The organism is Eggerthella sp. BIOML-A4 (assembly GCF_009875575.1).
Taxonomy (GTDB): Bacteria; Actinomycetota; Coriobacteriia; order Coriobacteriales; family Eggerthellaceae; genus Eggerthella; species Eggerthella lenta.
In genome coordinates, this window is record NZ_WWRX01000002.1 from 197,804 (window position 1) to 221,060 (window position 23,257).

Consider the following 23,257-nt stretch of genomic DNA (forward strand, 5'->3'; position numbering starts at 1 on the left):
TTATCGCGTGTGCGAGAATACAGCGCAGTACTTATCTCATGGGCGATCCAGTAGGCGGTGCGATGGCGAAGCCCATGTTCGAGGGAAGGGTCATATGAAGAAAACGTACATCATGAAGACCGTGTGCGCGGTCGGTTTGACGGCGGCATGCGCATGGGGTCTGGCCGGATGCTCGAGCGATGACAACGCTTCGTCGGGCACCGGCGGTGTGGCGGGCACGGTCAACGGTGTGGAAATCGCCGAAGACACCATCACCAACTACATCCAGGGCGTGCGCGAGCAGCTGGGTGCTGACGATGAAGATTCGTGGGGCACATGGCTTTCTCAGAACGATTACACCCCTGCTTCCGTGCGTGAAGAAGTGTTCAATTCCTACGCCCAGCGTGAGTTGCTGAAGGAAGGCGTCGAGGAGAAGGGCATCACCGTCGAGAGCTCCGAGATTGACGAGCAGATCGACAAGGTGAAGGCGAACTACGACACCGACGAGAAGTGGCAGGCCGCGCTCGATCAGGCGGGAATGACCGAAGATAGCTATCGCGCTGAAATAGAGCAGAAGCTCAAGGAGAACAAGCTGTACGCATCGTTCGCCTCCGACGAAGATCCCAGCGACGCTGACATGCTGCAGTACGCCCAGATGTACGCGACCGCGTACGACGGTTCCAAGCGTTCCTCTCATATCCTGTTCAATTCCGATGATGAAGCAACTGCTCAGGAAGTGCTCGACAAGCTCAACTCCGGCGAGCTTGACTTCGTCGATGCGGTGAAGGAATACTCGCAGGATCCGGGTTCTGTCGAGCGCGATGGCGATGTGGGTTGGAACAACCCCAGCAACCTGGCGAAAGAGTACAAGGACGGCCTCGAGCCGCTTGAGAAAGGCCAGTTGAGCGGTCTCGTTACCACACAGTTCGGCATCCATATCATCAAGTGCACCGATGTGTACAAGGCTCCTGAAGAAGTGACGAGCCTCGATCAGATCCCGGAAGAGTGGATATCCGTCATCGCTTCGTCGCTGAAGTCCACGAAGCAGCAGGAAGCCTACAAGAAGTGGCTTGACGAAACCACCGAGGCTGCCGACATCAAGATCAACGACATGCCTCAGGGTCTTCCCTATGATGTCGATATGTCCAAGTATCCTGCGCCGAACGCCGATAGCGGCGCAACCGACGGAACTCAGGAAGGTTCGAAGGACGGTGCCGAAGGCGGTGAGGCTGCCGACGGTGCTTCTGCCGACGGTACCGACGCTCCCGCTTCCGAGGATCAGGCCGCGACCGATGGCGCCGATTCCTCCGAGGGCAATGCCGATGCCGCCGCGGGCGACAACGCCTCCGAGCAGCCTGCGGAAGCCGCCTAAGCTTCGGGAAGGTTGGTTCATCTGAGTTCGACACGGCGGGCGTCCTTCGGGACCCCGCCGTTTCGTTTCTGGCGTGGCTGCGAGTTTGTTTGTTTGACGGCTCACCGGGTTGCTTGCCAGCCTCGGTTGCTTGTGGATCGCCCGTCCCGACCGGATGTTTCACGTGAAACATCCGCGGCCCCTTAGGAGAACCATGGATATCCAAACGCCTCCCTTCCTCGAACTGCACAACGCGGTCGTGCAGCGTGCGGGCGCGCCTATTCTGACGGTCGACTCGTTTCGACTGGAGGAAGGCGAGCATCTTGCGTTGCTGGGTCCGAACGGGTCGGGAAAATCTACGTTTGTAAAGCTGATCACGCGCGAGATGCTTCCCTTGCACCGGGAAGTGCCGCCGGTTCGGTTTCGCGGCAGCGAGCGTGCGACCCTTGCGGACGTGAAGCGGAGCTTGGGCGTCGTCTCGTCGACGATGCAGGATCAGATTTCCGTACATCTGCCTACGGTGGACGTGGTGGCCGGAGGGTTGTACGGAATGCTGGGCGTCCCGGCGCGGGTCGACGCCCAGCACTTGCACGAAGCCCGTGAGCGAGCTCGTGAGGTTATGGAGCTGCTGGGTGTTGACGAGTTGGCGGCACGCGACATCATGACGCTGTCCACCGGCCAGGCGCGACGAGTGCTCATAGCTCGTGCGCTCGTGCACGACCCCGAAGTTCTTGTGTTCGACGAGCCGTGCACCGGACTTGATCCCGAAGGTATGTATTACGTTCGGTCGAGTATGCGCACGCTTGCGAAAGCGGGAAAGGGAATCGTGCTGGTCACGCACTATCCCGAGGATATTATCCCCGAGATCAAGCGCGTCGTGCTATTGAAAAACGGTACGGTGTTCGCCGACGGGTCGAAAGGCCGGCTCTTGACGGATGGCGTGATGAGCGAGCTGTTCGACGTTCCTTTGCACGTGCAGCGCATGATCGCCGGACGTTCCACGGAGCCGGCCACGCATACTTCTCATTCCGCCGCATCCCCCACGACGTCTCCGCGATCAGCCGTACCGCATAGCACGCTTCCGCGATCCGTTGTTGACGCTGCGTCGACATCTTCTATACCCTGCGCGTCGAGTGCGAAATCCGCCTCGCCCTGTGTGCAAGCAGACGAAAATTTCGATGATGCTCGTGAAGAGGAATATTTCTCGCTTGTGAGTGCGTATTAGCTGTTGTATACTACGTAGCTGCTGCATGACCGCGCAACGCGCGAGCATGCTCGACCAATAAGCGGAGAGATGACCGAGCTGGCCGAAGGTGCACGATTGGAAATCGTGTGTGCTCCAAAAGAGTACCTAGGGTTCGAATCCCTATCTCTCCGCCAGATTACTCCCGCGCCCCCGAGGCGCGTTTCATACGGGGTTTTGCCCCGATCATACGCGGAAGGGTGGCAGAGCGGCTGAATGCGGCGGTCTCGAAAACCGTTTCACCGGCGACCCCGGTGACCAGGGTTCAAATCCCTGCCCTTCCGCCAGTTTCATCAAACAAGCGCCTTCGGGCGCTTTTTTGTTTGATAGGGGCGCCTTGATGGTAAACCGACTGAGTATTATTCTCGAATAATGCAAATAAGGTCATTCAACTGGAAAGATAATTATTCAGTGAATATTTGTGGGTAATCGACCTCTGGCGTGCGGCGAGTTCTATAGTTGCCCGAGAGAGACAGAAATAAGAGAGAAGGACCCTCCATGAACCAGGCATCCCAGACCCTCGCGCAGCTCAAGAAGGCCAGCAAGCTCGTCCGCCTCGCCTTTCACAAGAACGGCCCGAAAAGCTACAAGCGCGGCCAGGGCGCGCTGCTGAACGCGCTCGTCGACAACGACGGCACCACTCAGCGCGAGCTGGTGAAGATTCTCGGTCTCAACCGCAGCGAGCTCAAGGATATCGTGAAGAAGGCCGAGCGCAACGGCTACGTCACCATCGAGGACGCCGAAGGCGAGCGTACCTACGCCGTGAAGCTCACCGACGAGGGTCGCGAGGTCGCTCAAAAGCGCGTCGCCGCGAACGACAAGACGGCTGACGACATCATCGGATGCCTGTCTGAGGAGGAGATCGCCCAGCTGAACGCCATCACCGAGAAGCTCATCCTCTCGATGAAGGACAAGGGCATCAATGGCAAGAAGAAGGGTCGCAAAGCCCACGAGTGCTGCTGCCGCTAAATATCGCAGACGGGTTTAATCGCCGCGCATATGCGCCATCGTCCGAGCCCCCGGCTTCTCCCGAAGCCGGGGGCTCGTCCATGCAAGCCGCCCCAGCCTGCGAAGTCCACGCCTTCCGCAGCGCCCGCGCGGTTCTGACGGTCGGTAGCCGTCGCGCCGACATCGGCGCGGCTCAGCTCAGAGCTCGGCGGGGAGCGGTCGTGTCGGTTGCGGTTCAACGGCGGATCCCATCCCCCTGCGTTCCGTTCTGTCCGATGTTTCACGTGAAACATTTGTGCTGGCGAGCCGAACGCTACGGTCGAGAAGGTTTGGCACGGGTAGCAGCAATCGAAAGTCGCGTCAGCAGCAAATAGGGCGGCCCGTGCAAGTTTTTCGACTTCGTGGCATAAGCCATCATTCACGACCAGGGGTTTTGTCCTCGACGCTTCGCAACGCCCAGTCGCTCCTTCCCGATGCCGACGCAAAACGCCTGGTGAGAAAACCGGTGCTTGCAAACGGTTTGCCACGAAGTCGAAAAACTTGCAGAACCAGCCCGAAAACCAGCGCTGGCGAAACGTTTGCAGCCGCGTGACGCTCGATCTCGGCGCCGACGAAGTTGAGCGGACGCGCCTCTTGCGTCCCGCGTGCGCATCGTGCTTGCAGGTTCGCGCGGCCAAATTCTGCAGATACGCCGAAATAGCTTGGGGCGCGAGGCGAAGCTGCGGCTGCAAGCTCTACACTGGTTGGCAACGAAGTACCTCTTTTGAAAGGACAAGGCTATGGCCGATCGCGAAGTTGAGAGCTCTGACGTGGAAGTTCCCGAGATCCCCGAGATTCTGGAGAAAGTGCTCCTGTTCTCGCTCGATGAAGCCAAGGAAAAGATGACGCAGGGTTCCGACGTTGTGCCGTTCACGGCACTGGTGGTGAAGGAGAACCTGTTCATCGAGAACCATCCTGCCGACTCGGCCGAGGAATGCTTCAACCTGGCTCGTCATACGGTGGAGCATGCTCGCGGCGCCGCGGCGTACGCGCTGTGCTACGACGGCTACATCGAAATCGACGACGGCGTGAAGGACGCGCTCATCGCCGAGGGCGGCGTACCGGGCGAAGATACCGGCTACGCGGTGAGCTACCTCTACGAAATGGACGAAGAGGGCAACGTGACGTTCGAGGAAGAGCCTGCCTATGTGGGCGAGGCGCCGAACTTCATGATCGCGCTGAACGACGCCGATTCGTACGCCGAAGAGGATATCGACGAGAAGTACCTCGAAGAGGATGCGGTGGACGACGAGGAGTAGCCTCGCCCATCCGAACGAATGTTTCACGTGAAACATTCGCACAAACGCAAGTTTCTCCGAATCGGCCGCATCCTGCAAAGGTGCGGCCGATTCGCATGTGCGGCTTCTTCGGCCGCCAGGGACGCCGCCTCAGCTTTCGGGGACGCCGCCTCAGCTTTCGGGGACGCCGCTTCAGCTGTCGGGGGCGCTACCTCACCTGGCGGGGATGCTACCTCACCTGGTGGGGGCGCTGTCTCGGGTGTCGGGAGACCGCCGGCGTTTCGCGTCCGCGAAGCGCCAAATGGTTTCCACTGCGGCGAAAGCGCCGCCCGCTGCAGCTGCGCGTGCAGCTGCAGCGGGGTTTTCCACAACCCGCGACCATCCCATCGTCGCTTGTGTCGCAAGCTCCCCACCTGCGTCGTTGGTCTTCACCGCGCTGATTCAGATCGTCGACTCTCCCGCAGCGTTGGATTCGCGCTGGAAAAGATGGCAAACGGCGGGTAATCCGCGTTGGAAAACGTGGCAAGAAACGTGGAATCCGCGTGAGATCGGTGTGAGAAACGGGCAAGGTTGAGGAGGCTGCGCGCTGGATCTGCGCCATATAAACGTGAGATGAGCTTGGTATCATGTATGCAAGATGTTCGGCACGTTGCTGGAACATGGTAAGTATGGCGAAACCATGCTGAAACGATGATCGGGAAGATTGTGTTGGTCGTTTCGGCCCCTGTTTGCTAGAATAGTCGGGCTAATCCTGCCCCGGCAATCTTGCCTTCTCAGCACCGGGGCCGTAAAGACCAAAGGAGGTGAGCTGATGAAGGCTTATGAATTGCTGTTTTTTGTCGCTCCGTCTATCGACGAGGAAACCCGCGCAGCCGTTATGAAGCGTATCGACACCACGATCGCTGAGGGCAAAGGCACGGTTGACAACGTCGACAACTGGGGCAAGCGTAAACTCGCTTACGAGATCAACGGATTGACCGATGGTGACTACACTCTCATCGATTTCCACGCCGATCCCGCTGACGTTGCCGAACTCGATCGTGTTCTGCGCATCACCGACGCTGTGGAGCGCCACATGATCGTCAAGCGCACGGACCGCGACTAGGAGACGAGCGGGGACCTGGGCACCACCCAGCGTCCGGCATGAGAAGAGGTAGACACACATGAGCATCAACCGAGTTATCATCAGCGGAAACCTTACTCGCGATCCCGAGCTTCGCTCCACCGCGAGCGGGCTTCCCGTGCTGGGCTTCGGCGTGGCGGTCAACGACCGCCGCAAGAACCAGCAGACGGGCGAGTGGGAGGATTATCCGAACTTCATCGACTGCACGATGTTCGGCGCGCGCGCCGAAAGCCTCTCGCGCTACCTCGGCAAGGGCACCAAAGTGGCCATCGAGGGCAAGCTCCGCTGGAGCCAGTGGGAGCGCGAAGGCCAGAAGCGCAGCAAGATCGAAGTGATCGTCGACGAGCTTGAATTCATGTCGAGCCGTAACAGCGATTCGTCGTCGTACGGTGGCGGTATGGGCGGCGGTTATTCCGCTCCCGCAGCAGCCCCCGTGGTTGCCGCGCCGGTGGTTGATGCCTCTTCTTCGGTTTATGACGAAGATATCCCGTTTTAAGCGAAACGAAAGAGGTTAGAAATGTCCGATTACGCGAAGCAGCCGCGTCGCAAGTTCTGCCAGTTCTGCAAAGAGGACACGCAGTACATCGACTACAAAGACACGCAAATGCTGCGCAAGTACGTTACCGATCGCGGAAAGATCAAGCCGCGCCGCGTGACGGGTGCCTGCACCCAGCATCAGCGCGACATCGCGAACGCCGTGAAGCGCGCCCGCGAGATGGCTTTGATGCCCTACGCGGTGCCCGCCATCAGCGGTCGCGGCGACCGTCGCAGCCGCTAGGCGCAAGGAGGAACCATGAAAGTCATCCTGCTCCAAGAATTGAAGGGCAAGGGCGGTGAAGGCGACGTCGTGGACGTGGCCCCCGGTTTTGCCAACAACTACCTGCTCCCGCAGAAGGTTGCCATCCTCGCTACGAAGGGCAACCTGAAGCAGCTCGAGCAGCGCAAGCACAACATCGCCAAGCGCGAAGAGAACCGCCTTGCCGACGCCGGCAAGATCAAGGAAACGCTCGACGGCGCGCTCGTCAAGGTCGAAGCCAAGGTGGGCGAAGAGGGTCAGCTGTTCGGTTCCGTTACCGCTCAGATGATCGCCGATGCCATCAAGGCCGCGACGGACGTCGACGTCGATCGTCGCCGCATCGAGCTGGGCCACGCCATCAAGACGGCCGGCCAGCACGAGGTGACCATCTCGCTGTACCGCGACATCAAGACGACGGTGAAGCTGTTCGTCGGCGGCGCGGACGACGAGGTCGCTCCTGCCGAGGCCGAGGTTGTCGAGGAGACGATCGAGGAAGTCGTCGAGGCTCCCGCCGAGGAGACCGCCGAGGCCGCTGAATAGCAGCTCGGGAGGTATCCGAAGCATTTCGCGGCAGCGGCCGAACGGTCGCAGCCGTAGCGAGACCCCCTTCGCCCTTTACGGCGCGCGAAGGGGGTCTCTTCGTTTCGCAAGGACGGCACTGTTCTTTCCGGGATGTTTCATGTGAAACATCCCTCCGTGCGGCGGCGAACCGCCGAGGCTGTTGCGCGTGGAGCGTCGGTTGCTCTTCGATACGCGGCCGAGGCTTCCGGTAACAGTGGCCGACCCCGCGCGACAAGTGTTGTATCATAGGGACTCACGCTATTCGAGAGGGAGTTCGAGCATGTCTTCACCCGCGCCGTACAGCGCCGACTTCGCACCGGAAGAAACCACCGTATCGGATCGGCGAAAGATCGATCCGCAGAACATCGAGGCGGAGAAATCCGTCCTGGCCGCCTGCATGCTCAACCAGGAAGCTATCGAGGAAGTGGCTCCGAAGCTGGTCAAGGAGAACTTCTACCGCATCGCCCACCAGCGCATCTACGAGTCCATGATGGACCTGTACGTGCGCCACATCCCCATCGACCACATCTCGCTGGCCGACAACCTGAAGGCCATGGGTCAGCTGGAGGCCGTGGGCGGCAAAGCGTACCTCATCGAGCTGGCAGACAACACGTTCGCCCTCACCAACTGGCAGAACCACCTGGAAATCGTCAAGCGCACCTCCATCCTGCGCGACCTCATCCGCGCGTCGGGCGAGATCGAGGCGCTGGCCTATGACGCCCCCGACGATTTGGGCGTGGTGGTGGAAGAGGCCGAGAAAACACTGTTCCACGTCACCGAGAAGCGCGTGTCCTCGGCGTTCAAGCGCATGGACGTGCTGCTAACCGAGGCGTTCGAGGAGCTGACGAAGCTGGCCGAGCAGAAGGACGCCATGGCCGGCATCCCCAGCGGGTTCAAGGACGTGGACGACCTGTTCCACGGCTTCCGTGGCGGCGACCTGGTGATCCTCGCGGCCCGACCCGGCGTGGGCAAGACGTCGTTCGCACTGAACCTGGCCACGAACGCGGCCAAGGCTGGGGCAACCGTCACCTTTCTCTCGTTGGAGATGAGCGCGGCGCAGCTGGTGCAGCGTATCCTGTGCGCCGAAGCCCGCGTGAACCTGTCGCGCCTGCGCGCCGGCCAGGTGCAGGAGTCGGACTGGGGCGCCATTGCCGACGCGTCTAACACGCTGAGCAAGCTGGACATGTTCATCGACGACACGCCGTCGCTGTCCATCTTGGAGCTGCGCGCCAAGGCCCGCCGCGAGCTGCGCTCCGCCGAGAAGGGCATCATCATCGTCGACTACCTGCAGCTCATGTCGCCGCCGCAGTCGCGCAAAGACGGCAACCGCGCCGTCGAGGTCGGCGAGATCTCGCGAGGCCTGAAGGTGCTGGCGAAGGAGATGGACATGCCCGTCATCGCGCTGTCGCAGCTGTCCCGTGCGGTGGAGATGCGCGGCAAGAAGCGCCCGATGCTGTCCGACCTTCGCGAATCGGGCTCCATCGAGCAGGACGCCGACATCGTCATGTTCATCGACCGAAGCATGGACGAGATCGAGGCCGAGAGCGAAGACCGCCCCGACCTGGGCTCGGCCGAGCTGATCGTCGCGAAGCACCGTAACGGCCCCACGCGCGACATCCCGCTGGCCTTCAACGCCGAGTACACCCGCTTCATGGATTTCATCGACGATTCGCGCGTGGGCGGCTATATGTAAAGCCCCTGTTGAGCCGTTTCGCGGTACACTGGGCTCATGTCGAAACGCGTCACATTCATCCATGCATCGGACCTCCATCTGGGGGCGCCGTTCCGCGGGTTGCGCGCGCTTTCGTCCAAATGGGCGAACCGCCTGCTCAGCGCCATCCCGGAATCGTACGACCGCATGGTCGACGCGGCCATTGCCCGCGACGTGGACTTCGTGGTGGTGTCGGGCGACATATTCGACTCCGCGCGCCCCTCGTACGGCGACTATCTGCACTTCTTCGAAGGGTTGGAACGCCTAGGCGAGGCGGGCATTCCGGTGTACCTGATCACGGGCAACCACGATCCGTACACCTCGTGGCAGCACGACTTCTTCTCGCTGCCGCCCAACGCCACCATGCTGCCGGGCGACCGACCCGGCTTCGCGCTGGTGGAGCGCGACGGCCAACCGCTGTGCCTGATCGGCGGCCGCGGCTACTACAACCAAACGTGGCCGATGGACGAGTGCATCGCCGAAGGCGTCACGCGCGAAGCGGCCGAGCAGGCGCTAGCCGTCCAGCATCCGCACGCTGCGGAAGCCCCGTTCGCAGTGGGCCTGCTGCACACCGGCCTCAACCTCGATCCGGTGAAAGCCCCGGTAGACCCCGCCGTCCTCATGCACGCGGGCATGGACTACTGGGCGCTTGGGCACATCCACATGAAGTACGCCTACCCCTCTTTCGACGACCCGCGCCTCGTGTTCTCCGGCTGCATCCAAGGCCGCGACATCAAGGAGACGGGCGAGCGCGGCGTGTTCTGCGTCACGCTGCGGGAAGGCGCGAAAAACGAGCTGGAGTTCATCCCCACGGCAAGCGTCGTGTGGCAGCGGATGCACGTGGACGTGTCCGATTGCGCGAACCTGCCCGACATCACCGACAAGATCATGCGCGAGCTGTTCCGCGAGAACGGCAAGGCGCATTGCGAGGAGATGGTGGTGCGCATTGCGCTGGAGGGCGCGACCCCGATGCACGCCATGCTCGACCGCGCCGATGTGATCGCCGGCCTGCGCAAACACGTGAACGATGCGTATTCGGCATTCTTCTGCGACGCGTTGACGAACCTCACGGTGCCGCCGCGCGACAAGGAGGCGCTGCGCCGCGAAGGGCTGTTCCCTGCGGTGTTCCTGCAGGTGGCGGACGCGCAGCGGCGCAATCCCGACGAGGCCATCGCGTTTTTGCAGGATGAGTTCATCAAGAAGAACATCCAGCTGCCCAGCGCCTACACGCGCAATATCGATGCATTCGCCGAGGCGGCCGAGAACCTCGTGCTCGATTTGCTGGCCCAAGGGGACGAGCAATGAAGCGGTCCTATCTCGAGCATATCAAGATCGTCAGCTTCGGCGCGTTCTCAAACAAAGCGGTGGGTCCGTTCGCCCCGCACCTCAACGTGGTGTACGGGCCGAACGAAGCCGGCAAGACCACGCTCGCGTCGTTCGTGGGCGGCGTGCTGTTCGGCTGGGAAGAAGCGCGCGGCAGCCGCAACACCTACAAGCCTGCGAATGCGGAGCGATCTGGATCGCTGTTCTTCGCCCAGCGCGACGCGTCCTCCGGCGTTTCGTCCGCGCCGTCGGATGCGCCCGCCCTCGCCGCCCCGGACGGGCGCGTCGCCGCCGTCGAAGCCGACGGTTCCCTCGCGGCGTCAGCTGCGCCGCTTCCCACGCCTGAACCCTCTCGCGCGCCCGAGCTCGAGCTCTCGCGCGTGCGCAACAGCGACGGCTTGCAAGGCGACGCATCCCTCGTGGCCGACATCGACAAAGAGACATTTCAGACGATGTTCTCCCTGACCAGCGACGAGCTGCGGACGCTGCGCAACACCACCGACGTTACGGCTAAGCTGCTCACCGCCGGTTCGGGAACGGGCGCTTCGCCCGCTCACGCGCTGGCCACCGTGCAGGAAAAGCTGGCTGAGTACACTTCGCGCGCCGCCGGCGTCGAGCACTCCATCGCCAACCTCACGACGCAGGAGAACGAGCTGCGCGCCAAGATGACGGCCGCCGCCGAGGAGGCCGAGCGCTTCAAGCGGCAGGATAAGGAGTTCCGCGAGCTGGAACCCCAGCGCAACGAGCTTCTGGCGCGCCTCGATGCTCTGAACACGTCTATCGAGACGCTGACCGTCCAACGCTCGAACATCGAGAAGCTGGATCACGAGATAGACTCGCTGACCGACCAGGTAGCGTCGCTGTGCGACGAGGAGGACGTGCTGGTCACAACCCATTGCGCCGCCGACCGCAGCGTGTCTGAGCTGGTTGAGCTGCCAGCGTCGGAAGAGCGCGCCCTGCGCGACCAGATCGACTCGCTGGCGGTCGACGAGGCGAAATGCGAGCACGCCGTCGATCTGGCGCAGGACAACTTCGCAACGTCGAAGGCCGCTTACGAGGCGCTGCTGGAAACCGACGACGAACGCGCCCAACGCGAACGCGCTCGCCGCCAGCGCAGCGTGCAGGTGGGGCTGTCCATCGCGCTGCCGCTCATGTTCGTGTGCACGGGCTTGCCCCTGTTCATTCACGGCCGCGAGATCACCAGCTTGTCGTTCACGGCGCTCGGCATCGGTCTGGTGGTGTTCGCCATCATGCTGGCGCTGGCCGCGATGGTGATGCTGTTTCGCCCCAACAAGGAAGAGGACGCGAAGGAAGCGCGCAAGCAGGACGCCCAGTGGGTGATGCTGCAAGACAAGAAGAAGCTGGAAGCGTGCCTGGAAAGCCAGGCAGCGTTCAGGAACCGCGCCCGTGCCCAGCTGGACGCCGCGGGCTTGGCCGAGGCGCAGGGATCGCTGCGCCGATCGCGTACGCTGCTGGACGAGGCGAAGGACGCGCGCGCCGAGAACAACCTGTTCCAGCAGCGGTTGCAGGCGCTCGTGTCGCGCCGCAGCGCGCTGGAGGAGAGCCTGGCCAGCGCGAAGCGCCAACGCCGCCGCCTGTACGAGCGAATCGACCTGCGCGCCGAGCGCACCCTCGACGCCGTCGACGAGGCTATCGCGCAGAAGTCGCAGCAGCGCATGGGGCTCATGGAGGCCAGCGAAGGCCTCAACCGCCGTTACGGCGAGCTCAAGCAGGAGCTTTCCCATGCCCAGCACCTGCGCGACTTCGACGAGTACAAGCTGCTGTACCAGCAGATCCGCACGCGCCAGGACGAGAGCGCGCAGGACTACGCGCGCCTGCTGCTGGCGCGCCGCATGCTGGAAAGCGCCATCGCCACTTGGGAGAGCAAGAGCCAGCCGGAGGTGTATCGTCAGGCCAGCCGCCTGTTGTCGTTGATGACGGACGGCCGCTGGACGAAGGTGAGCCTCACCGCCGAGGGCCGCTTGCAGGTGACCGACGCGGTGAAGACCACGCGCGATCCCGGCCATCTGTCGCTGGGCACGTGCCAGCAGCTGTACCTCGCGCTGCGCATCGCCCTGCTGATGACCGCCGACAACGTGGGTCGCGCCGTGCCCATCCTGGCCGACGACATCCTCGTGAACTTCGACACGTCCCGACGTGCGGGCGCCGCCCGCGCGTTGGCCGAGCTCGCCCGTATGCGCCAGGTGATCCTGTTCACCTGCCATGAGGAAGTGGTGGAGGCGTTGCGGGAGGCGGACCCGACCTTGAACGAGGTCGAACTGTAGTCTGCACGCGCCTGGATTGCGTTCTCCTTGCGCGCAACCTGTTCTCGCCTGGATTCTTCTCTCGTTGCTTCCTGTTCTCTTCCCCGTCCGACTCGAGCGCTTTTCAATTTGTCGAGAGTTCACTCCCGGCGCAGCCGCTATTGTCGCGCCCGTCGAGATGTTTCACGTGAAACATCCCGGGCGCTTTGGGATGCGGGGGGGGGTCGGCTTTTCCAATTTGCCGTGTTTGCAGAGCTTCGCGCAAAACGACTCGGAGTTTTCGCTGTTCTTCGAGCACCGTAGGAGGGGCGCGGAAACTCGCCGGTTGCGTTAGTCGGTTTTGCTGGAAGTCCCGTCTCTCTTCTCCGCTTCCTCAGCTTGTGCGATGAGCTCGCTCAATGGGACGCCCAGCCCTTCGGATATGCGATACATGACATCCAAGGTCGGATTTGCGTCTCCGGATTCGATCCTCCTCAGCGTGAGTCGGTTGATGCCCACCATAAGGGACAGGCGTTCTTTCGTGAGGTTGCACACCGCGCGCTGCATCCTCACCGCTTCGCCGAATCCTGATTTGTACTTCTCATTCATGAGGACAGGGTATTGCGATCTCTTTCCCAAAACGGTTACTATAGTTATCGTTTTGGATACTTTTATAACCATTTTGGTTAGAAAAGTAAGGAAACGCTGAGCGGCTGACGTTTTCGCCGTCGGCTGGCGCATGGGGGGGGGTGCCGTCTTCGTCGCCGGAAAGGGGGACGGGTGAATCTGAGATCGTTCTGCTCGCGTGCAGGTCTGGGTTATCAAGAGTTGATCGTTGACGACTCCTTGATCAACAAAGTGTACGAGATAACGTTTTCGCCAGCAGCGCGGTCCTCCACGTTGGGTATACCCGACGGCTGTGTCGACGTGCAATTCTTGGGAAGCGGTGCGCAAGAGGAGTGTTTCGTTGCAGGAAGCCTTCTCAAAGGCCATAGAAGCGATTCTTCTTGTTATGAGCGTTGTTTTGGTATTAAGTTCATGCCGGGACCCAAATGTTGTTTCTCTAAGCTCGATGCACAGGCGCTATTTAATCGAAGAATCGAAGCGTCGGCGTATGTGGATATCGATGTTCTAAGGGATATCGTTCATCTCTCGCTGCCTTTTGAGGAGCGCGCTCGGTTGGCGGCGTCTCATTTCGCCGCAAGCAGTCACTCGGAGCTTTTCTGCGAGTCGGACTCACTGGTATCTTTTATAACGAAGGTCATCTTGGACAGGGTTGGGGTGGTGCGTGTGGAAGACGTGGTCGAGCGCACGGGTTACAGTCATACCTATGTTTCCAAGAGGTTCAAAGAAGCGGTTGGCTGCACCATGAAGACGTACGCCAGCATCATTCGCACTCAGAATGCCATCAGGTTTCTCTCTGACAGTCGATATAGGGGTGTGACCGGACTCGATATCGGGACCGGTTTGGGGTATTACGATCAATCGCATTTCGATCGGGAATTTAAAAAGTACACGACGCTCGTCCCTGGCGATATTCGTGCCGGCCGCTCGACGGTTTTGTTTCATTGACCTTCGACAGCTTTTTAATGGCGAGTGTGAAAATATACAAGCTTTCGGTTGCCGATTTGTAAAGAATGAGTGCGCACGCGAACCGAATCCGCGTTTCCGATCCCGAGGGGCCCTGATCGGGGAGGCGAGGCGGTTCGTGTTCCGCATCGTCTTTATAAGGAGGTTTTCATGACACCGGAAATGTGGGGGATTTTCCTGCAGATCGTCATCCTGCTCGCGTTCGGTTACTTTTTCACGAAGAAGAAGATTCTCACGTCGGACATCAAGAACGGTCTTTCCACTCTGTTGTTGAAATTGGTTCTACCCATCAGCATCTTGGGTTCGTCACAGATCGCCTATGATGCCTCTACCCTCAGCGGTTTCGGTATCACTCTGGTCATATCGTTCGTATTCTACTTTGTGTTCCTGTTTATTTTGCGTATGGTGGCAAAGAGGCTTCCTTTGAAGGACAACGCCGACCGTGTTTTCCCGTTGCTGTGTGTGTTCGGAAACGTTGGTTTCATCGGGATTCCCTTGTCCACGCAATTCTTCGGGCCTACAGGTTTGATGTACGCCTTCTCGCTTAATGCGGCTTTTAACATCGCCCTGTTTAGCTACGGTTTGATGATCCTGTCGGGCGAGAGCAAGGTAAGCGTGAAGTCGGTCCTAACCGACCCGTGCTTGATCTGCACGGTGGTCATGCTGGCGTTGTACGTCGCTCCCTTCCGTTTTCCTTCCTTCGTCGGCACCGCTTTTACTATGACCGGCAACATGATGACTCCGCTGGCTATGCTCATTATTGGTCACGAGATCGCCAACATGAAGGTGCTTGATTTGATAAAAGACGGCTGGGCGTACGTCGTCTCCCTCCTGCGTTTGCTGGTAATTCCTACTATCGTGTGCGTTATCTTCATGTTCCTGCCTGTGGATCACGAGGTTTTGAAGGTTCTCGTTTTTCTTTTGGCTATGCCGTGCGGAACTTTGAACGTGATCCTGTCGCAGCAGTATGGAACTAACCCCCAGTTCGCTTCGCGTGCCACAACGCAGACCATGATCCTGTTCTTGATTACCGTTCCCATCATGCTCGTCATCATCAATACCTTGTTGTAAGCGTGCACCGTCCAGTTCGACAGCGCATGAAAACGAAGCTAGGATAGGAGTTGAGCTATGAAGATCGATCGCGTGTATTACAACGGCGTCATTCGAACCATGGTGTCCGAAGGTGATACAGTGGAGGCGCTGGCCGTTCATAACGGAACCATTGTGGCCGCCGGTACGAGCAAGGAGATGCGTGCAATTGACGCGTGCGAGTACGTTGACCTGCAGGGAAGAAGCGTGCTTCCCGGTTTCGCTGACACCCATATGCACCTATTCCATGATTGCATGGGCCGTATTACGCCGAACCTAAGCGGGTGCCATAGCATTCCAGAAATCTTGAGCCTTCTCGAACAGCGAAAGGAAAGCATCAAACCTGGTCAGTGGCTTACTGCCGAGAACATGCACCTCGAGTTCTTGAAAGAGGGGCGTTTTCCGAACTGTGATGAGCTCGACAGCGTTTCTTCTGAAATTCCTATTTGCATCGGCAGTTTCTGCCACCATGTTCATGTGTTGAACTCTGCGGCACTGGCGCTAGCGGGTATCGATGCGTCTTTTCAGCCGATGGTGGCTGATCATGTGGGCCGATTCGATGACGGTCGTCCGGACGGCGTCGTACGCGAAGTGGTGTATCCCGAGCATGTTGATCCTGTCATACCCCGCATGAGCTTGCAGGAATGCGTCGATGCGGTTCACGAGCATTTGCAGTATTGCTCTTCACTTGGACTTACCCAGCTCGAGGTGAATCAGGAGGACGGACCCTTCGGTGCCCGTCTTTATACCGAGATGCGTCGTCAGAAGGGGCTGCCTTGCCACCTTACGCTGAATTGGTATCCCGAGTATCCCAATGTCCGCGGTTTGGTGACGGGATTCGGAGATGATGATTTGAAACTAGGCGCCATCAAGATGCTTACCGACGGCGGCATCGGATCGGCCGGTGCGCTCATGCTCGAGGATTACGAGAATCCGGTAGGGACTCGAGGCGAGTGCAACTACACGCAGGAAGAGTTGGACGAGCTGGTGAAAACCGCCTACGACGCTGGTCATGACGTTTCGATTCATGCTATCGGCGACGCGGCGAACGATATGGTGCTCACTGCGTTCGAGCGCGCCTACGATCCTGCAGTGGGCGACGCGCGCCGCTTCTACTTCGTTCATGCCACGTTGGTGTCCAACACTTTCATCGAGCGTGCGGCCAAGATTCCCTGTGTAATAGCCATCCAGCCGGTGTGGCTTGAGAACTTCGTGAATTTCGGCGAGCTGCGCTTGGGTAAGGAACGCGCGAACCGTCTGTTCCAGATCAAGGACATGATGGATGCCGGACTCATCGTGGCTGGCGGAACCGATGCGCCGGTGTGCACAGTGAATCCCTTCTACGGCGTCGAATGTGCGGTCACCCGCCAGGCCGTCGGTCGCGACGACGTGACTCTCGGTGCTGATCAGGCGATCTCTGTGTACCAGGCGGTGGAGATGGTGACGAAGAACGCCGCCTACTGGTGCAGCGAGGAGCATCGCAAGGGCACGCTTGAGGTGGGCAAGCTGGCCGACTTTATCGTGCTCGATCGCGACATCTTCGCTATCGATCCGAAACTGATCCATGAGACGCAGGTGCAGTTGACCGTGTTGAACGGCGACGTGGTGTTCGAGCGCGCGTAGCGCAATCTATTCGAGGGTGCGGAAGGAGCGGAGAAGATGAGACGGCCGAGGGCGGTGCGGCATCATGAGATGCCGAGCCTTGCGACGATCGACGGAGGGGGCGTGACCTCCGCCCTCGGCTTCACGGCTTCGGGCGTGCGTGCGGGCTTCTACGAGGGTGACGACCGCCTCGATTGCGCGCTGGTGTCAGCTGACATACCTTGCCCCTGCGCGGCGCTGTTCACGCACAACGCGTTCAGCGCCGCGCCCGTGGACGTGTCGCGGGACCATCTTCGCCGCGTTTCGTTCGGCTTCGTGCGCGCCGTGCTGATCAATTCGGGCAACGCCAACGCGCTGACCGGCGAGAACGGCCTCGAGGTGGCGCGGCGCTCGGCAAGCCTCGCGGCGGGCGAGCTGGGCTGCCGGGAGGACGAGGTGCTGGTGGCTTCCACGGGAATCATGGGCTCGCGCCCTCCCGTCGAGCCGTTCGAGCGCGGCGTTCCGCTTGCGTGCAGGCGGGCGTCGCGCGACGGCGCACGCGCGAATCGACGGCGCGATGGAAGGTGATTTCGATGACGGTCGAAATGGTGGAGATTTTCCTTCAGATTCTGATCCTATTGGCGTTCGGCTTCTTGTTCTCCAAGCGCGACATCATCACGGACTCGATGAAGAACGGCTTGTCGACCCTGCTCTTGAAGGCCGTGTTGCCGTTGGTCATCCTGTCGTCATCCCAGGTTGCTTTCGATGGATCGGTGCTGCAGGGGTTCGTGGTCACCATGGCGGTGTCGTTGGTCTTCTACGTGGTGGTTGTCGGCGGCCTGGGGCTTGTCCGGAAGCGCATTCCCATCCCCGACGGCGGCAACCGCATCTTCGTGCTTTTGTGCGCATACGGCAACGACGGGTTCATCGGCATTCCGTTGGCCATGCAGTTTTTCGGCTCGGCCGGCATGTTGTACGCCATCGCGGCGAACATCGTGTTCAACATCACCCTTTTCAGCTTCGGCATCGCGGTTTTGCAGGACAAGGCGAAGCCCGATATCAAGGGCATTCTGCTGAACCCTTGTCTGATCTGCACCGTCGTCGCGCTCGTGCTGTACGCGCTTCCGTTCAGGTTCCCGACCCCCATCACGGACGCGTTCAATATGGCCGGTTCTATGATGACGCCGCTGGCCATGTTCATAATCGGCTACGAAATGTCGCGCATGAAGCTGTCGGATGTGGTGAGAGACAAATGGGCTTACATCGTTTCCTTTATGCGCCTCCTGGCCTTGCCCGCTCTGGCTGCGGTCGTCCTCTCGTTCGTGCCCGGGATCGACCCGCTGGTGGCTTCGGTCAGCGTCTTCCTGCTTGCTATGCCGTGCGGCACGCTCAACGTCATTCTGTCCCAGCAATACGGCGCGAACCCGAAGTTCGCCGCCCGGGCCACGACGCAAAGCATGTTCCTGTTCCTGCTCACCGTGCCGCTTATCCTGATCCTGGTGAAGGTGCTGTTCTGACTGATGGGGCGGCTCTTCCCGCGCGCCGAGCCTTCTATCGGCTCGAATTGTTTCACGTGAAACATTCGAGGCCCGACGCGGATTGTTTCCCGTGACACAATCCGGGCGCGACACGAGATGCTCTTCGTGGGACATTCGAGGTTGCGATGTGGGATGTTTCATGTGAAAAATCCCGGATGCCGCGCAGGCTCTTTCTGCGATGGGCGCAGCATGCGATGCCCTGGGCGAGCCGTGCCGATACCGGTTTTCCGACCGCTTGCGACCGCGTTGCCCGATCCCTTCCTCTGCCTGCCGCGATCGGTGGGCCCTCTGCGTGAACGCCTCACCCGTTGCCGTTGTGCGCCTTTGGCGTCGGCACCCTCCCCGCCGTTCGGCGATCGAACCCCCCGGAACTCATGTGGAGACCTCGAAAAGAACATGTGCAAACTCCATTTGCCTTCCAGATTGATATACTGTAATTCTGTGGTTCGAACACCGAAAGGAAAAACAGACATGCCGAGCACGGTTCTGATTGGCGCCCAGTGGGGCGACGAAGGCAAGGGCAAAGTCACCGACCTGATCGCGCGCGAATACGATTACGTGGTTCGCTACCAGGGCGGCAACAACGCGGGTCACACGGTCATCCACGGCGACAAGAAGCTCGCGCTGCACCTCATGCCCTCCGGCGTCATGTACGAGCATGCGGTTCCGGTCATCGGCAACGGCGTGGTCGTTGATCCCGGCGTGCTCATCAAGGAGATGGCCATGCTGGAAGCCGAAGGCATCTCCTGCAAGAACCTCAAGATCTCGTGCGACGCGCATGTGATCATGCCGTACCACAAGGATTTCGACGGCGCCGACGAGAAGCGCCTGGGCGAGAACAAGATCGGCACCACGAAGCGCGGCATCGGCCCCTGCTACCAGGACAAAGTGGCCCGAAAGGGCATTCGCATCCAGGACCTGCTGGACGAGAAGATCTTCCGTCTCAAGTTGGAAGCGGTGCTTTCGCAGAAGAACCCCATCCTCGAGAAGATCTACGGCCTGCACACCTACACGGTGGAGGAGATCTGCGAGGAGTACCTGCCCTATGCGCGCATCCTCAAGCCGTACATGGCCGAAACGGCCCAGCTGCTGAACGAGGCCGTGCGCGCCGGTAAGTCCATCCTGTTCGAGGGCGCGCAGGGCACGCTGCTCGACATCGACCACGGCACGTACCCCTACGTCACGTCCTCGTCGTGCTGCGCCGGCGGCGCCGCCACGGGCACGGGCGTGGGCCCCACGGTCATCGATCGCGTACTGGGCATCCAGAAGGCCTACGTCACGCGCGTGGGCGAAGGCCCCTTCCCCACGGAGCAGCGCTTCCCCGAGGATGGCGGCGAAGGCGAGGAGGCCGAGGTCGGAGAGCTGCTGTGCAAGGTGGGCCACGAGTTCGGCGTGACCACGGGGCGCAAGCGCCGCTGCGGCTGGTTCGACGCGGTCATCGCGCGCTACGCGGCCGAGGTCAACGGCCTCACCGACGTGGCTCTGACGAAGCTCGACGTGCTGTCGGCCTTCGACACCATCAAGGTGTGCACGGCCTACGAGTGCGAGGGCAAGGTGTACGATTACTTCCCCATGCAGCAGAGCGTGCTGTTCCACGCGAAGCCCGTGTACGAGGAGCTTCCCGGTTGGAAGGGCGTTGACATCACCGAGTGCCGCACGTTCGAGGAGCTTCCCGAGAACGCCCAGCGTTACGTGGAGTACCTGGAGAAGATCACCGGCGTGCCGGTCAGCATCATCGCTGTCGGCCCCGATCGCGACCAGACCATCATGCGAGGCTGGGATCGGTAATGTTCCGCCGTTCTGTCGAACGGCGGAACGACTCGACGCTGCGAAGCGCCGATGCCCCCGATCTCGCGGCGATGCCGACGGCTCGCGTACCGAAGTATCCCCTACGGGGACTTCCTTCGGGGCGCGCTTCGCCCTCGCCATCCCCACGATCTCGGGCACCTCGGCGCTTTTCGCTGACGTATGAGTTCGACCTATAAAGCGACGAAACGTTTCACGTGAAACACTTCGTCGCAATGACGTGCGACATGGGAACAAATGTTTCACGTGAAACAGTGGCAACACCAGCAGCACTGAAGCGCTTTTGCACGACGTAAGTAGTTTGAGGGTTTGAAAGGACCTGACATGAACATCTTGGTATTGGGTGGCGGCGGTCGCGAACATGCCATCGCGTGGGCGCTGGCGAAATCCCCGCGTACCGACAGCCTGTACGTGGCGCCGGGCAACGGCGGCACGGACGGCATCGCCCAAAACGTACCCGACCTGAACCCCGAGGACGGCCAGGCCGTGCTGGCGTTCGTTCGCGAGAACGCCATCGACTTCGTGGTCATCGGACCCGAGGCTCCGTTGGTTGCGGGTGTTGCCGACGTGCTGCGCGCCGCGGGGGTTCCCACGTTCGGACCGGACGCCCAGGGTGCCCAGCTGGAAGGCAGCAAGACGTTCAGCAAGAAATTCATGGACGCCAACGACATCCCCACCGCTCGCTACGCCAGCTTCACCGACCTCGAGCCTGCGCTTGCCTACGTGCGCGAGCTGGGCGCGCCCATCGTGGTGAAGGCCGACGGCCTGGCCGCTGGCAAGGGCGTCGTGGTAGCCGACGAACTTGAGGACGCGGAAGACGCCGTGCGCTCCTGCTTCGACGGCGCATTCGGCGACTCGGGCAAAACCGTGCTCATCGAGGAGTGCCTGACCGGCCCCGAGTGCTCAATGCTGGCGTTCGTCAGCGACGGCAAGGCGCACTGTATGGCCACCGCCCAGGACCACAAGCGCGCGTTCGACGGCGATCGCGGTCCGAACACGGGCGGCATGGGCGCGTACTCGCCGGTGCCCATCGTGACGCCGGACGAGCTGGCGGCCATGCACGACATCATGGAGCGCGCAGCGGTTGCCACCGCGCGCGAGTTCGACAACGATTACCGCGGCGTGCTGTACGGCGGCTTCATGCTGACGCCCGAAGGTCCGAAGATCATCGAGTTCAACGCTCGCTTCGGCGACCCTGAGACGCAGGTGGTACTGCCGCGTCTCGAGTCCGACCTGGCGGATATCATGCTGGCCGTGGCCGAAGGACGCCCCGACGACATCGACCTGCGCTGGTCCGAGCAGTGGGCCGTGTGCGTGGTGCTGGCCAGCGAAGGCTATCCCGGATCGTACGAGAAGGGCAAGGTCATCCTCGGAATCGACGAGGCCGAGCAGATCGAGGGCGTCACGGTGTTCCATGCCGGCACCGCCAAGAATTTCGACGACGAGCTGGTCACTGCGGGCGGCCGCGTGCTGAACGTGGTGGCGCTGGGCGACTCGTTCGACGACGCGCGCGAGAAGGCGTACGAAGCGTGCGATCTTATCAACTTCGAAGGCAAGCAGTACCGCAGCGACATCGGCAAACGCGCTGCGGCCGGTCGTGCCGCTTGGGAGAACTAAATGCTTTCAGAACGCTTGCTCACGTCCGTTGTTCGCGAATGCACGAAGAATTACCTGCGCCTCGAACCGACGCAAGAGCGACGCGTGCCCGGGCCGAAGCCCGGCCAGAAGTACATGCTGTACATGCACGTGCCGTTCTGCGAGCGGCTGTGCCCCTATTGCTCGTTCAACCGCTTCCCGTTCGCGGAGGATCGCGCGCGGCCCTACTTCGCCAACATGCGCAAGGAAATGCTCATGTTGAAGGACCTCGGCTACGACTTCGAAAGTCTGTACGTGGGCGGCGGCACGCCCACCATCATGATCGACGAGCTGTGCGACACCATCGATCTGGCGCGCGAGACGTTCAGCATCGGCGAGGTGTCCAGCGAGACGAACCCGAACCACCTGATTCCCAGCTACCTGGACAAGCTGCAGGGTCGCGTGCAGCGTTTGAGCGTTGGCGTGCAGAGCTTCGACAACGACCTGCTGAAGCAGATGGATCGCTACGACAAGTACGGCAGCGGCGAGGAGATCCTCGAGCGCATCGGCGAGGCCAGCCCCTACTTCACGTCGCTCAACGTGGACATGATCTTCAACTTCCCGGCGCAGACCGAGGACGTGCTGTTCAGCGACATCGAGCGCGTGGTGGAAAGCGGCACGAGCCAGACCACGTTCTACCCGCTGATGGCCAGCCCCAGCGTGGCGCGCTCGCTGGCGCGCACCGTGGGCAAGGTTGATTACGCGCGCGAGCAGCGCTTCTACGAGATCATCTCCGAAGTGCTGGCCGGCGGCGAGAACCCGCTGTTCGAGCACGGCAGCGCCTGGACGTTCAACAAGCGCGGCACGGGCGCGGCGGGCGAGGACGCGATGATCGACGAGTACGTGGTGGATTACGAGGAATACCCCGCCATCGGCAGCGGCGGCATCACGTATTTGGGCAACAACCTGTACGTGAACACGTTCTCGGTGAACGACTACAACGACGCCATCGAGCACGACCGCATGTCGTTGATGGGCAAGGCCACGTTCAGCAAGCACGACCAGATGCGCTACCGCTTCATGATGCAGCTGTTCGGATTGCGCCTGGACAAGCGCCAGTTCAAGAAGGACTTCGGCGTGTCTGTGGAGCGCGGTCTGCCGGTGGAGATGGCGTTCATGAAGGCCTCGGGCGCGTTCGACCGCGACAACGCCGACGAGCTGACGCTTACGCCGAAGGGCCGCTACCTCATGGTGGTGATGATGCGCCAGTTCTTCATCGGCGTGAACAACCTGCGCGATCAGGCGCGCGCCGCCCTGGTGGGTGAGGAACGCGAGCTTATCTTCGGCGACGGCAAATAACCGTCTGTCCGCATCCGCTCGAACACCGAAACGCCCGCGCATCTGCCGCGGGCGTTTTTCGTGTGTGCCGAGCCGCGTCCGGCAACGTGTTCCGGCTCGACTGCAGGTTCGGGTGTCCGACTGTTTCACGTGGAACGCGCTTGTTTCCGTGTTCTGCGGAGTAT

The 23,257-nt window shown here is 61.0% G+C and carries 20 protein-coding genes and 2 tRNA genes; 21 read left to right on the forward strand and 1 reads right to left on the reverse strand.

Annotated features, from left to right (window positions below):
* The first annotated feature begins 94 nt into the window (after window positions 1–94).
* From GT613_RS02640 to GT613_RS02700, 13 genes are all read left to right on the forward strand, one after another.
* Window positions 95–1,351, forward strand: a complete 1,257-nt coding sequence (locus tag GT613_RS02640; RefSeq protein ID WP_009305597.1) for a peptidylprolyl isomerase — start codon at window positions 95–97, stop codon at window positions 1,349–1,351.
* Between the two features lie 193 nt (window positions 1,352–1,544).
* The gene (locus GT613_RS02645) at window positions 1,545–2,555 is read left to right on the forward strand and encodes an ABC transporter ATP-binding protein (protein WP_009305598.1); all 1,011 of its coding nucleotides are present in this window, start codon (window positions 1,545–1,547) and stop codon (window positions 2,553–2,555) included.
* A 63-nt stretch (window positions 2,556–2,618) separates the two neighbouring features.
* Window positions 2,619–2,710 (forward strand) — tRNA-Ser (locus tag GT613_RS02650).
* Window positions 2,711–2,767: 57 nt separating this feature from the next.
* Window positions 2,768–2,860, forward strand: a tRNA-Ser gene (locus tag GT613_RS02655).
* A gap of 211 nt (window positions 2,861–3,071) precedes the next feature.
* Window positions 3,072–3,542 carry a MarR family winged helix-turn-helix transcriptional regulator gene (locus tag GT613_RS02660; protein WP_009305599.1) on the forward strand — a complete coding sequence of 157 codons (471 nt, stop codon included), beginning with the start codon at window positions 3,072–3,074 and terminating at the stop codon, window positions 3,540–3,542.
* A 758-nt stretch (window positions 3,543–4,300) separates the two neighbouring features.
* Complete coding sequence (locus GT613_RS02665; RefSeq protein ID WP_009305600.1) at window positions 4,301–4,819, forward strand: hypothetical protein; 519 nt, start codon at window positions 4,301–4,303, stop codon at window positions 4,817–4,819.
* Between the two features lie 790 nt (window positions 4,820–5,609).
* Window positions 5,610–5,903, forward strand: coding sequence for a 30S ribosomal protein S6 (gene rpsF, locus GT613_RS02670; protein WP_009305601.1), 294 nt, complete (start codon window positions 5,610–5,612; stop codon window positions 5,901–5,903).
* Between the two features lie 58 nt (window positions 5,904–5,961).
* Window positions 5,962–6,417: a single-stranded DNA-binding protein gene (locus tag GT613_RS02675; RefSeq protein ID WP_009305602.1), complete on the forward strand. Its 456-nt coding sequence runs from the start codon at window positions 5,962–5,964 to the stop codon at window positions 6,415–6,417.
* Window positions 6,418–6,438: 21 nt separating this feature from the next.
* Window positions 6,439–6,699: a 30S ribosomal protein S18 gene (gene rpsR / locus GT613_RS02680; protein ID WP_009305603.1), complete on the forward strand. Its 261-nt coding sequence runs from the start codon at window positions 6,439–6,441 to the stop codon at window positions 6,697–6,699.
* 15 nt (window positions 6,700–6,714) lie between these two features.
* Window positions 6,715–7,257, forward strand: coding sequence for a 50S ribosomal protein L9 (gene rplI, locus GT613_RS02685; RefSeq protein WP_009305604.1), 543 nt, complete (start codon window positions 6,715–6,717; stop codon window positions 7,255–7,257).
* Between the two features lie 301 nt (window positions 7,258–7,558).
* A complete protein-coding gene (gene dnaB, locus GT613_RS02690) occupies window positions 7,559–8,971 on the forward strand; it encodes a replicative DNA helicase (RefSeq protein ID WP_009305605.1) in 1,413 nt (470 codons plus the stop codon).
* Window positions 8,972–9,007: 36 nt separating this feature from the next.
* Complete coding sequence (locus tag GT613_RS02695; RefSeq protein ID WP_009305606.1) at window positions 9,008–10,294, forward strand: DNA repair exonuclease; 1,287 nt, start codon at window positions 9,008–9,010, stop codon at window positions 10,292–10,294.
* Window positions 10,291–12,597, forward strand: coding sequence for an AAA family ATPase (locus GT613_RS02700; RefSeq protein WP_009305607.1), 2,307 nt, complete (start codon window positions 10,291–10,293; stop codon window positions 12,595–12,597). The genes GT613_RS02695 and GT613_RS02700 overlap by 4 nt, the downstream gene beginning before the upstream one ends.
* Before the next feature lie 309 nt (window positions 12,598–12,906).
* Here the strand turns inward: GT613_RS02700 and GT613_RS02705 are convergent, their stop codons facing one another.
* A complete protein-coding gene (locus tag GT613_RS02705; RefSeq protein WP_009305608.1) occupies window positions 12,907–13,164 on the reverse strand; it encodes a helix-turn-helix domain-containing protein in 258 nt (85 codons plus the stop codon).
* A gap of 171 nt (window positions 13,165–13,335) precedes the next feature.
* On the opposite strand from GT613_RS02705, the gene GT613_RS02710 reads away from it, so the two are divergent.
* The 8 genes from GT613_RS02710 to GT613_RS02750 all read left to right on the forward strand — a co-directional run bounded on the left by GT613_RS02710 (window position 13,336) and on the right by GT613_RS02750 (window position 23,093).
* Entirely contained in the window at window positions 13,336–14,127 is a 792-nt protein-coding gene (locus tag GT613_RS02710) for an AraC family transcriptional regulator (protein ID WP_009608913.1), read from the forward strand.
* 168 nt (window positions 14,128–14,295) lie between these two features.
* Entirely contained in the window at window positions 14,296–15,216 is a 921-nt protein-coding gene (locus GT613_RS02715) for an AEC family transporter (RefSeq protein ID WP_161172496.1), read from the forward strand.
* Window positions 15,217–15,273: 57 nt separating this feature from the next.
* The gene (locus tag GT613_RS02720; RefSeq protein ID WP_009305611.1) at window positions 15,274–16,857 is read left to right on the forward strand and encodes an amidohydrolase; all 1,584 of its coding nucleotides are present in this window, start codon (window positions 15,274–15,276) and stop codon (window positions 16,855–16,857) included.
* A gap of 36 nt (window positions 16,858–16,893) precedes the next feature.
* A complete protein-coding gene (locus GT613_RS02725; protein ID WP_009305612.1) occupies window positions 16,894–17,403 on the forward strand; it encodes a bifunctional ornithine acetyltransferase/N-acetylglutamate synthase in 510 nt (169 codons plus the stop codon).
* 5 nt (window positions 17,404–17,408) lie between these two features.
* Complete coding sequence (locus tag GT613_RS02730; RefSeq protein ID WP_009305613.1) at window positions 17,409–18,332, forward strand: AEC family transporter; 924 nt, start codon at window positions 17,409–17,411, stop codon at window positions 18,330–18,332.
* Window positions 18,333–18,824: 492 nt separating this feature from the next.
* Complete coding sequence (locus GT613_RS02735) at window positions 18,825–20,141, forward strand: adenylosuccinate synthase (RefSeq protein WP_009305614.1); 1,317 nt, start codon at window positions 18,825–18,827, stop codon at window positions 20,139–20,141.
* Between the two features lie 342 nt (window positions 20,142–20,483).
* Window positions 20,484–21,776, forward strand: a complete 1,293-nt coding sequence (gene purD, locus GT613_RS02745) for a phosphoribosylamine--glycine ligase (RefSeq protein ID WP_009305615.1) — start codon at window positions 20,484–20,486, stop codon at window positions 21,774–21,776.
* Window positions 21,777–23,093 (forward strand): coproporphyrinogen III oxidase family protein, encoded by a 1,317-nt coding sequence (locus tag GT613_RS02750; RefSeq protein ID WP_009305616.1) that lies wholly within the window; start codon window positions 21,777–21,779, stop codon window positions 23,091–23,093.
* Window positions 23,094–23,257 lie beyond the last annotated feature (164 nt).